The following is an 11,661-nucleotide window of genomic DNA, read 5'->3' on the forward strand; positions in this document are numbered from 1 at the left end:
GCGCAATCCGTTGAACGTTGGAGCTTCCATGTCTTCGCAACAGCAGTCCATCCCGTCCTACCTGCACGCCGACGATCTCGGCCCGTGGGGCAACTACCTTCAGCAGGTCGATCGCGTCGCGCCGTACCTCGGTTCGCTGTCGCGCTGGCTCGAAACGCTGAAGCGTCCGAAGCGCATCCTGATCGTCGACTGCCCGATCGAGCTCGACAACGGCACCGTCGCGCACTTCGAAGGCTATCGCGTGCAGCACAACGTGTCGCGCGGTCCGGGCAAGGGCGGCGTGCGCTACCACCAGGACGTGACGCTGTCGGAAGTGATGGCGCTGTCGGCATGGATGTCGGTGAAGAACGCGGCCGTGAACGTGCCGTACGGCGGCGCGAAGGGCGGTATCCGCGTCGACCCGCGCAAGCTGTCGCGTGGTGAGCTCGAGCGCGTGACGCGCCGCTACACCAGCGAAATCGGCATCATCATCGGGCCGAACACGGACATCCCGGCGCCGGACGTCAACACCAACGAACAGGTGATGGCGTGGATGATGGACACGTACTCGATGAACCAGGGCCAGACGTCGACCGGCGTCGTGACCGGCAAGCCGATCGCGCTCGGCGGTTCGCTCGGCCGCAAGGAAGCAACGGGCCGCGGCGTGTTCGTCGTCGGCTCCGAAGCGGCGAAGAAGAAGGGCCTGGAAATCGAAGGCGCACGCATCGCGGTGCAAGGTTTCGGCAACGTCGGCGGTATCGCGGCGAAGCTGTTCCAGGAAGCGGGCGCGAAGGTGATCGCGGTGCAGGATCACACGGGCACGATCTACCAGCCGGCCGGCCTCGATTCGAACAAGCTGCTCGACCACGTCGCCCGCACCGGCGGCGTCGCGGGCTTCGAAGGCGCCGAGCCGATGCCGAACGACGAGTTCTGGACGGTCGAGACCGACATCCTGATCCCGGCGGCGCTGGAAAACCAGATCACCGAGAAGAACGCGGCGAAGATCCGCACGAAGATCGTCGTCGAAGGCGCGAACGGCCCGACGACGACGGCGGCGGACGACATCCTGAGCGCGAACGGCGTGCTCGTGATCCCCGACGTGATCGCGAACGCGGGTGGCGTGACCGTGTCGTACTTCGAGTGGGTGCAGGATTTCTCGAGCTTCTTCTGGACGGAAGACGAGATCAACCATCGTCTCGAGCGCGTGATGCGCGAAGCGTTCGCCGGCGTGTGGGCGGTCGCGGAAGAGCACAAGGTGACGGTGCGTACGGCGGCGTTCATCGTCGCGTGCAAGCGCATCCTGATGGCGCGCGAAATGCGCGGCCTCTACCCCTGATCGGACGTCCCGACCGGGCGTCCCTAACCGGGCGTCCCTAACCGGGCGTCCCTGACCGGGCGTCCCTGACCGGGCGTCCCCGATCGACGACCATGATCGATTCATGACGCAATCCACCCGATTGTGGATATGAACCCGCGCGGGCGGTGCCGAATCCGGCACCGCCCGCGCGTGCATCTGGAGCGCCCGGAGCCGGGAGGAAGGCTTCGCACAGGGTGATTCGTAGTGCGGTAAACAACCAGTACTTTCAAAAATATTACTTTGATACACTGGCGCGGGTTTTAGCCAAGGAGATGACCAAAATGAAATACCACAAGGCAGTCCTGATGGCCGCGGCGCTGTGCGCGTTCGCAAGCGGCGCGTACGCTCAGGAGACTGGCACGCTGAAGAAGATCAAGGACACGGGCGTGATCGCGCTGGGCCACCGCGAATCGTCGATTCCGTTCTCCTACTACGACCAGAACCAGCAGGTGGTCGGCTATTCGCGCGAGTTCCAGCTGAAGATCGTGGACGCGGTGAAGAAGAAGCTGAACCTGCCGAACCTGCAGGTGAAGAACATCCCCGTCACGTCGCAGAACCGCATTCCGCTGGTGCAGAACGGCACGGTCGACATCGAGTGCGGTTCGACGACCAACAACCTCGAGCGTCAGCAGCAAGCCGCGTTCTCCGACACGATCTTCGTGATCGGCACGCGCCTGATGACGAAGAAGGATTCGGGTGTCAAGGATTTCGCCGACCTGAAGGGCAAGACGGTCGTGACGACCGCCGGCACGACGTCGGAGCGCCTGCTGCGCAAGATGAACAACGACAAGCAGCTCGGCATGAACATCATCAGCGCGAAGGATCACGGCGATTCGTTCAACACGCTGGAATCGGGCCGCGCGGTCGCATTCATGATGGATGACGCGCTGCTCGCGGGCGAGCGCGCGAAGGCGAAGCAGCCGGGCGAATGGGTGATCGTCGGCACGCCGCAATCGGAAGAGGCTTACGGCTGCATGATGCGCAAGGGCGACGCCGACTTCAAGAAGGTCGTCGACGACGCGATCTCGCAAGTCGAGAAGTCGGGCGAAGCCGCGAAGATCTACGCGAAGTGGTTCGAGAACCCGATTCCGCCGAAGGGGCTGAACCTGAACTTCCCGCTGTCCGATTCGATGAAGAAGCTGTACGCGAACCCGAACGACAAGGCGCTCGACTGACCACACGGCCGTTGATGCAGAAATGACGCTACTGAAACGGAAGAGGCGCTGCTTCTTCCGTTTCTTTTTGCTGGAGTCTTGCCCATGTCTTACCACTGGAACTGGGGCATCTTTCTGAGCCCCGTGTCGACCGGCGAGCCGACGACTTATTTCGGATGGCTGATGTCCGGCTTCTGGGTGACGATCGAAGTGTCGCTCGTCGCCTGGGTCATCGCGCTGATCGTCGGGTCGCTGTTCGGCGTGCTGCGCACCGTGCCGAACAAGTGGCTCGCCGCGATCGGCACCGTGTACGTGTCGATCTTCCGGAACATCCCGCTGATCGTGCAGTTCTTCGTCTGGTATCTCGTGATACCCGAGTTGCTGCCCGCGTCGATCGGCACCTGGATCAAGCAGTTGCCGCCCGGCACGCAGTTCTTTACCGCGTCGATCGTCTGTCTCGGCCTGTTCACGGGCGCGCGCGTGTGCGAACAGGTGCGCTCGGGGATCAACGCGCTGCCGAAGGGCCAGCGCGCGGCCGGCCTCGCGATGGGCTTCACGCAATGGCAGACGTATCGCTACGTGCTGCTGCCCGTCGCGTACCGGATCATCGTGCCGCCGCTCACGTCGGAATTCCTGAACATCTTCAAGAACTCCGCCGTCGCGTCGACGATCGGCCTGCTCGACCTGTCCGCGCAGGCGCGCCAGCTCGTCGACTACACCGCGCAGACCTACGAGTCGTTCATCGCGGTCACGCTCGCCTACGTGCTGATCAACCTCGTCGTGATGGCGTTCATGCGCTGGATCGAAGGCCGCACGCGGCTGCCCGGCTATATCGGAGGCAAGTGATGCATCAGTTCGACTGGAGTAGTATTCCCGGCGCGCTGCCGACGCTGTGGTCGGGGGCGGTCGTCACGTTCAAGATCACGCTGATCGCGATCGTGATCGGGATCGTCTGGGGCACGCTGCTGGCGCTGCTGCGGCTGTCCGGCGTGAAGCCGCTCGCATGGTTCGCGAAAGCGTACGTGACGGTGTTCCGCTCGATCCCGCTCGTGATGGTGCTGCTGTGGTTCTTCCTGATCGTGCCGCAGTTGCTGCAGGGCGTGCTCGGGCTGTCGCCGACGATCGACATCCGCCTCGCGTCGGCCATGGTCGCGTTCTCGTTGTTCGAAGCCGCGTATTATTCCGAGATCATCCGCGCCGGCATCCAGGCGGTGCCGCGTGGGCAGGTGAATGCCGCGTTCGCGCTCGGCATGAACTACGCGCAGGCGATGCGCCTCGTGATCCTGCCGCAGGCGTTCCGCGCGATGGTGCCGCTGCTGCTCACGCAGGCGATCGTCCTGTTCCAGGATACGTCGCTCGTGTACGTGATCAGTCTCGCGGACTTCTTCCGCACGGCCGCCAACGTCGGCGATCGCGACGGCACGACCGTCGAGATGGTCCTGTTCGCCGGCGCATGCTATTTCGTGATTTGCTCGTTGGCGTCTGCTCTCGTCAAGGGTCTCCAGAAAAAGGTCACAAGATGATTTCCATCAAGAACGTTTCGAAGTGGTACGGCCAGTTTCAGGTCCTCACCGAATGCACGACCGAGGTCAAGAAAGGCGAAGTGGTCGTCGTGTGCGGCCCGTCGGGCTCCGGCAAGTCGACGCTGATCAAGACCGTGAACGGCCTGGAGCCGTTCCAGCAGGGCGAGATCCTCGTGAACGGCCAGTCGGTCGGCGACAAGAAGACGAACCTGTCGAAGCTGCGCTCGAAGGTCGGGATGGTGTTCCAGCATTTCGAACTGTTCCCGCACCTGTCGATCACCGAGAACCTGACGCTCGCGCAGGTCAAGGTGCTCGGCCGCGGCAAGGACGAGGCGAACGAGAAGGGCATGAAGCTGCTCGATCGCGTCGGCCTGAAGGCGCATGCGCACAAGTTTCCGGGCCAGTTGTCGGGCGGCCAGCAGCAGCGGGTCGCGATCGCGCGCGCGCTGTCGATGGACCCGATCGCGATGCTGTTCGACGAGCCGACGTCCGCGCTCGATCCCGAGATGATCAACGAAGTGCTCGACGTGATGGTCGAACTCGCGCAGGAAGGGATGACGATGATGGTCGTCACGCACGAGATGGGCTTCGCGAAGAAGGTCGCGCATCGCGTGATCTTCATGGACAAGGGCGCGATCGTCGAGGACGACCGCAAGGACGATTTCTTCTCGAATCCGAAATCGGATCGCGCGAAGGACTTCCTCGCGAAGATCCTGCACTGAGCGTTCGCGCGTTTTCGCGCGTACCCATGCGAAAACCGCCCGGCATGCCGCCGGGCGGTTTTTTTTCGTCCGTCGCCGGGCGTTACCAGCTGTACCGGTAGCCGACCTGCCCGACGATCCCGCGCCGGTAATCGCCGCCGATGTTGCGTGCGATCTTCGCATTCGCGTACAGCTCGCCGGACTTGCCGAAGCCGGCGGTCACGCCGACGCCGAGCTCGTACCAGGTGCGCCCGAGATGCGTCGCGAACGGTGTGCCGCCGACCACGGTCTGCCCCGGCGACAGGAAGTCGTGCAGCACGTCGGCCGTGAAGTACGGCGTCGCGGCGCCGCCGCCCGCGTCCGACTGGAGGTTCGGCCGGAAGATGCGCACGCCGACGCGGCCGCGCAGCGCATTCGTCGTCGTGCCCGACACGGCCGACACGTTGTCGTTGAACCCGTTCAGTTTCAGGTACTGATACATCAGCTGCGCCTGCGGCTCGACCGCGACCGGCAACGCGCCGATCGCGAACGGCTTGCCGACTTCCTGCGACAGCGCGACGCCGAAGCCGTTCTGCGACGCCTCGTTGCCGTAGCTGTCGCGATAGCGGTTGCCGTAGTGCGTGACCTGCCCGACGCTGTCGAAGTAGGTGCCGTCGGGCAGATAGCGCGTCCAGTAGCCGCCGACGCTCTGCGCGTGCATCTCGACCGAGCCGGTCGACGTCGACAGGTCGGGCGAGCCTGCGCGCGCCATGTCGCTGAAGCTCGCGTTCGACACGCCGATGCTGGCCGTCACGCCCGCATGCGTGCTGCCGGCACCGTCCGGCGCCTGGTCGAGGGTCCAGTCCTTGCCGAACTGCGCGAAGAACGTGCGTTCGTCGGCCGAGAAACGGCCCGCGTTCGCATCGAGACTCTGGCCGCCGATGCGCCCCCACACGCCGTCGCGATTGCCGTGCTGCTGTTTCTCGACGTTGTAGATGTCGCCGACGCGCTCGTGCAGCCTGCCGAGCGTCGAGAAGCCGTAGTCGGCGTTCAGCAGCGGCGTCATCGCGTAACCGGACACGCCCGGACGATACGCGAGCGTGCCGCCGTTGCCGTTTGCGTTGCCATTCCCATTGTTGCCGCCGCCGGACGGGTGGATCGGGTCGCCGGGGTCGGTCTGGTCGAGTTGCGAGCGCAGGTACCAGCCGTTCGCATCGCCTTGCCCGCCGCGATAGAGCCGGTATTCGTACGCGCCGGCCTGTACCGGGCCGGCGAGATGGAATGCCGACGCGGCGGTCGTGCCGCCGTTGGCCGTGACGACCACGGGAATGCCGTCGCCGGTCGTCTGCGCGCCGGTGCCGGCCGTGTTGGCGATCTTCAGGCCGGTCGTGCCGCTCGCCGTGCCGCCGTTCACGATCAGCCGGTCGGTCGGTGACGTATCGGCGCCGAGATACGTGTTCAGCGCGATCGTGCCGCCGTTGCCGACGTAGCCGCCGGTCGTCAGCGTCTTGTAGCTGCCGGTCAGCGTCGGCGAGCCGGTCGGCGCGGCGAACGCGACGAGGCCCGCGTTGTTCAGGCTGCTCAGGACCGAACTGCCGGTCATGCGCCACGTGCTCGTGCCGTCGACGCTCAACGCGACCGGGTCGATCTTCCCGGTCAGCGTCGTGCCGTTCGCGAGGACCACGTTGCCGGTGCTCGACGCGTCCGACACGATGTCGCCTGCGAGGGTGACCGCCGATGCGCTGAACGTCACGTTGCTGCCGTTCGCGAGGTTCAGCAGCGTGCCGTTGCCGGCCGTCACGACCGTGCCGTTGCGTACCGCGATGTCGGCCGCGCCGCCGCGCGCGGCGAACGCCGGCCCGGTGGCGGACGTCACGCTGCCGCCGTCGACGAGCACCGAGCTGGTCGCGCCGTTCGCGAGCGTGTCCGACGTCAGCACGCCGGCCGTCGCGCCCGTGAGCGCCGTGCCGGTCAACGCGAGCACGCCGCCGCTGTTCGCGGTGGCGCCGTTGCCGGCCGCGCTGGCGAGCGACGAACCCGTATCGGCGATGCGGCCGCCGTTTTGCGCGACGATGCCATCGGCCGCGGCACCCGATGCGGAAATCTTCGCGCCCGACAGCAGGGCTGTCGCGCCGCCGTCCATGACGATCGCATGCGCGTTCGCGCCGGTCGTCGCGACGGTCGTTCCGTTGGCCGTGAGCGTGGAATCGGCACCCGACACGGACAGGCCGAGCGCATCGGCCCCTGCCGTGCGGACGACCGTGGCCGCATCGGTCGCGATATGCGCACCCGCACCGGTCGACGCGAGGCCGGCGGCGCTGTTGCCGGTCGTGGCGACCTGCGTGCCGGACAGTGCGATCGTTGCATTCGCACCGAGGTTGCGGATGCCGCTGCCCGAGCCGCCGACCGCGATCGACGTCGGCCCGGCCGTGATGCCACCGCCCGTGACGGTCGAGTCGATCAGCACGCCGTCGGCGCTGCCGTTCGCGACGACGGTGCCCGTGCCCGACAGCGCGACCGATGCGCCGGCCCCCGTGAGGCGCACGCCCGCGATCCCATCGTCGGCTTCGATCGCACCCGTATTGGCGAGCGTGGCCGACGCACCCTGCACGAGCGCGCCGGTGCCGTTGGAGACGCGGATCGTCGACGCGTTGTTCACCGTGCCGAGCGCGCCGGCCACGACGCCCGTCGAGCCGGCGCCGGTGAGCAATACCGTGCTGCGGTTCTCGAGCGTGCCGAGGTTCTGCGCGATGAAGCCGGTCACGCCGGCGGTCGACGACGTGACGGCGGCGTGATTGGTCAGCGTCGTCGCGACCGGTGCGCCGGCCGCCGCGCCGGCGAGGTCGTGCGCCTGGCCGTCGACGATGCCCGCGGTCGCGCCGGCCGCGTTCAGGTTGATCGTCGTGCCCGGGTCGATCGTGCCTGTCGCGCCGCCTTCGACCGCGATCGCGATGCCGTTCGCGCCGTTGACGTCGTAGATCGCATTGCCGGTCGACAGCGTGGTGCCGGCGTCGGTTGCGAGGACGCCGCGCGAGCGCTGGCCGTTGACGTCGGTGATCAGCGCGCCGGCCGCCGACGCGCCCGTGTAGGCCGCGCCGCCCGCGACGCGGAACAGCGTCGAATCGTCGGTGTCGACACTCAGGTGCTGCGCGGCGACGTTGATTTGCGAGCCTGCGCCGTATGCATAGAAGCCGATCTGGTGGGTGCCGGACATGAAGGCCGGCACGGCGTTCGCGCCGACGTCGATTGTCGCGCCCGAACGCGCGTGCACGCCGATCGCGCCGGTGCCCGTCAGGTTCAGCGCACCGTCGAGCGTGGCTTTCGCGAGCGGCCCTTCGGCCCAGACGCCGTAGTTGCGCGTGCCCGACGCGGGATCGAGCCCGCCGGCCACGTCGATCGTGCCGGTCGACGTCGCGGCCGTCGCGTTCGTGCCGGTGCCGACGACCATGATGCCGATGCCGTTCACGCCATTCAGCGTGATCGTGCCCGTATTGGTCACGGTCGCGGCGGTATCGGCCGCGAGCATGCCGACGTTGGCGAGCGGCGTGCCCGGCGCGGCGCCGTTGACGACGATCGCGCCCGCGTTGGTCAGCGTGCCGGAAGTCGACCCGATGCTCGCCAGTGCGGCGCCGTTCTGCGTCTGCGTGCCGATCACGATCGTGCCGAGGTTGCTCGCGGTGCCCGACGCGCCGAGCAGGATGCCGTACCCGTGCGCGGACAGCGCGACGTCGTTCGCGGCTTCGGGGGAGGTGGGGTCGTACTGCGCGGCGCGGCCGAGATAGATCGTGCCGCCGGCTTCGTTCGTGAAGCTGCCGCCGGCGACGAGGCCGCCGATCACCTGGCTGTCGAGCGTCGTCGCGTTGACGCCGACGTTGATCGTGCCGGCGTTCGACGCGCGCGCGCCGTCCGTCGCGGCTACCGCGTAGTTCTGCAGGTCGGGGCGCGTGCTGTTGAAGGTCCAGGCGCCGACGTTCATCACGCCGTTGTTGACGAAGGTCGTGCCCGCGCCGTTCGCATAGATGCCGCTGCCCTCGGTGTACGCGTTGAGACTGAAGTTGTAGGGCAACGCGGCGCCGCCCGTATTGAAGTTGTCGCCGGCTGCGTAGCCCGACGAGATCACGCCGTTATTCACGCCGCTCGCGCCGGTCAGCAGGCGCACGAGCGTGAAGTCGCCCAACAGCCGCCCGTCGTTGACGAAGTGCGCGCCGTTTTCCGCGAGGACCGCCGAGCTCGAGTCGATCGTGTTGGTGCCGCGGAAGTCGATCTGGCCGTCCTTGCCGATATGCAGCGTTGCGTTTGCGCCAGTGCCGTGCATGACCGTCAGGTAGTCCATTTGCAGCGTGTTCTTGTCGCCTGGCGACACGTTGTTCGCATACTCGAACGATTGCGTGGAGAACGTGACGGCCTGGCTGAACGCGTGGTCGTAGGCGGCCTGCGAGCCGAGCGCGCCGCTCTGAACCGAGCGCACGAGAAAGGTGTTGTACGCGGCGAGCGACGCGGCGTCGGTGACCGTCCACGTGCTGCCGTCGAAGGCCGTGAAGGTGCCGGTATACGCCGGCACGTCGAGCAGCACGTGGCTGACGGGGCCGCCGCTCGCGAGATAGTCGCCGGTGCCGAGCCAGATCTGGTTGCGCGAGTTCCAGTTGATGACGCTTTGCGCCGTGCCCGTGCCGTCCGCGACGAACAGGTCGGTCTGCTTCGGGGCCATCGTGATCGCGTTGCCGGCCGCCGTCGGCGCGCCGGCCGGATCGCCGATCGACACGTCGAGCGTGCCGCCGGAGCGCTCGACGGTGCCGATCCGCGTGTTCACGTACTGGTTGCCGTTCACGTCGTGATAGACCGGCACGTTGGTCGAGCCGGCGCTCGATGCGGCGAACGCGCCCGAATCGTAGGTCGCGACCGACGCATGGCTGCCAGTGATCGAGTCGGGCGTGCTGACGCTTTGCGTCTTGCCGCCGATCGACAGCAGCGGCTGGTTGGGGTTGCCCGATACCACGGAGGCGCTGCCGAGCGGCGTCAACGTGTAGCCCATGTCGCCGGTCGCGCCCGTCCAGGCGCCGGTCAGGCCGACCCGGTCGCCGCCCGACACGGTCGTGGCGCCGACGAGATCGTTGTTGACGGTCGGGCTGAAACTGCCGAGCGCGCAGGTGGCGCCGTTCGCGACGGCCGCGCCGTTGCCGCAGGTCGATGCGTGCACGGTGCCGGCCGACAGTGCCGCCAGTGCGGCGCCGAGCGCCGCGACACGAAGCGGCGACCGGCGCGTTGCATGATGCGTTGCCTTGCGGGCGGTGCGCTGACTTGACCCCGATGCACCGCCCGAGCGCTTGCCGCGCGCCCGGGTCGTTTCCGCGACCGCGACCCAGCAGCCGGCGGCCTCGCTCCATATCGATCGAAATGAGTGATTCACGACATACCCCTCTTTCTTCTTTTTGACGTGGCATTCGCCGTTGTTCGGCGAATTCGCATTCCGCGGTGGGGAAATGATCCGAAGGGGCGTGCGGCGGCTATGGCAGCGTGTCGCGCCAATCGTGTTTCGTTACACCGAGGATGGGCGGAGTCTACTGATTCAGATGGCCGTCGATTATCGAGAAACTGGAAACTGTAATGATGCGAACCGTAATGCGTGGTATTTTTGATTTGTGTGGTTAATCGAACCGAAGGCTGTGGCGGGGGCGGGCTGGGAGGGGGTTTGCGGAGATCTGGAACGGCTGCCGGAGTAGGTGGGATAGCGAACGGTTCCGGCGGATGCGGTACGTTAAAATCCGGATCAGGGGTTCTTGTTTTAATTGATGGTTATTTTTCTGATTCCGTCTTTTATTTGCTTTCGCTTGTAAATTAATAAAATCAAGCGGATATCGGGTGATGTCAATCGATTGCGCCGGGTGGCGGTTAAAACGAAACCGTATTGACCGGAGCGAGGCGATTTGCGCCGATGACGCATGAAGTGCGCGCAGCAGTTCGGAAAGCGAGCGCAGCCGATGCCGCGCCGGGCTTCAGAAATCGATCGCGTCGTCGGCATCGCCGTCGGCCGCGGTGGCGAGCGCTTCGCGAACCACCGTGCGCGGCGCGGACGCCGACGCATCGAGCGACGGGTTGCGCAGCTTCTCGAGCACACGCTCGGGCACCGGAATCTGCATCCGCGCGGCGACGTCTCCGCACTGGAACATGATCAGCTCGCCCGGCTCGAACGCGGTCCAGACTTCGTTGTCGGTGAGCGGCTGCGTTGCGATCACCGCGACCCGATCCTCGGGGGTCGTGTATTTCGCGAAGTCGATCGACAGGTCTTCGTCGACGAGATGCGCGGTCGAGAACGGCCAGCGCCGCACGAGGTAGTGCAGCCGCGTCGAGCAGTGCGCGAAGAGCGCCTGGCCATTGGACATCAGGAAGTTGAACACGCCGTGATCGGTGATGCCGCGCGTCAGTTCGCCGACCCGCTCGAACAGCTCGGGCAGCGGCGGCTGCGCGCCGGGAAAGGCCTCGCGCAGACCCTGCATCAGCACGCAGAACGCCTGTTCGCTGTCGGTCGTGCCGACCGGGTGGTAGACACTGCCGTCCATGTCCGGCGCGTAGTCCTGCAGGTCGCCGTTATGCGCGAAGATCCAGTGCCGGCCCCACAGCTCGCGCATGAACGGATGGCTGTTCTCGAGCAGGATGTGCCCTTGCGTCGCCTTGCGGATGTGGGCGATCGTGTTCTTGGACTTGATCGGGTAGCGCTTCACCATTTCGGCGATCGGCGACGTGGCCGATGCCTGGTGATCGATGAAGAGACGGCAGGCCTTGTCTTCGAAGAACGCGATGCCCCAGCCGTCGGCATGGTGATCGGTGAGCCCGCCCCGGGCCGCGAAACCTGTGAAGGAGAATGTGACGTCCGTCGGCGCGGCGCAGTTCATTCCAAGGAGTTGGCACATTTTACGTGGGGCGGCAGGCTGAAGCGGGGGGTAACGAACCGGGCGAACCCCGGTACAATG

Annotated in this window: 7 protein-coding genes; 5 read left to right on the forward strand and 2 right to left on the reverse strand. The window is 66.3% G+C overall.

Annotated features, from left to right (window positions below; genetic code table 11):
- Nucleotides 1-28: 28 nt before the first annotated feature.
- The 5 genes from SY91_RS05490 to SY91_RS05510 all read left to right on the forward strand — a co-directional run bounded on the left by SY91_RS05490 (nucleotide 29) and on the right by SY91_RS05510 (nucleotide 4,735).
- Entirely contained in the window at nucleotides 29-1,315 is a 1,287-nt protein-coding gene (locus SY91_RS05490) for a Glu/Leu/Phe/Val family dehydrogenase (RefSeq protein ID WP_011544584.1), read from the forward strand.
- Between the two features lie 302 nt (nucleotides 1,316-1,617).
- Nucleotides 1,618-2,511, forward strand: coding sequence for a glutamate/aspartate ABC transporter substrate-binding protein (locus SY91_RS05495; protein ID WP_011544585.1), 894 nt, complete (start codon nucleotides 1,618-1,620; stop codon nucleotides 2,509-2,511).
- Between the two features lie 84 nt (nucleotides 2,512-2,595).
- A complete protein-coding gene (locus SY91_RS05500) occupies nucleotides 2,596-3,336 on the forward strand; it encodes an amino acid ABC transporter permease (protein ID WP_006476908.1) in 741 nt (246 codons plus the stop codon).
- Complete coding sequence (gene gltK / locus SY91_RS05505; protein ID WP_011544586.1) at nucleotides 3,336-4,013, forward strand: glutamate/aspartate ABC transporter permease GltK; 678 nt, start codon at nucleotides 3,336-3,338, stop codon at nucleotides 4,011-4,013. Before SY91_RS05500 ends, gltK begins: the two co-directional genes overlap by 1 nt.
- A complete protein-coding gene (locus tag SY91_RS05510) occupies nucleotides 4,010-4,735 on the forward strand; it encodes an amino acid ABC transporter ATP-binding protein (RefSeq protein ID WP_011544587.1) in 726 nt (241 codons plus the stop codon). Before gltK ends, SY91_RS05510 begins: the two co-directional genes overlap by 4 nt.
- A gap of 82 nt (nucleotides 4,736-4,817) precedes the next feature.
- Here SY91_RS05510 and SY91_RS05515 read toward each other — a convergent pair whose 3' ends face one another.
- The gene (locus SY91_RS05515; protein ID WP_185921103.1) at nucleotides 4,818-10,100 is read right to left on the reverse strand and encodes an autotransporter outer membrane beta-barrel domain-containing protein; all 5,283 of its coding nucleotides are present in this window, start codon (nucleotides 10,098-10,100) and stop codon (nucleotides 4,818-4,820) included.
- Between the two features lie 586 nt (nucleotides 10,101-10,686).
- Nucleotides 10,687-11,601, reverse strand: coding sequence for a class II glutamine amidotransferase (locus SY91_RS05520; RefSeq protein WP_069232188.1), 915 nt, complete (start codon nucleotides 11,599-11,601; stop codon nucleotides 10,687-10,689).
- Between the last annotated feature and the right edge of the window lie 60 nt (nucleotides 11,602-11,661).

The organism is Burkholderia cenocepacia (assembly GCF_014211915.1).
Lineage (GTDB): Bacteria > Pseudomonadota > Gammaproteobacteria > Burkholderiales > Burkholderiaceae > Burkholderia > Burkholderia orbicola.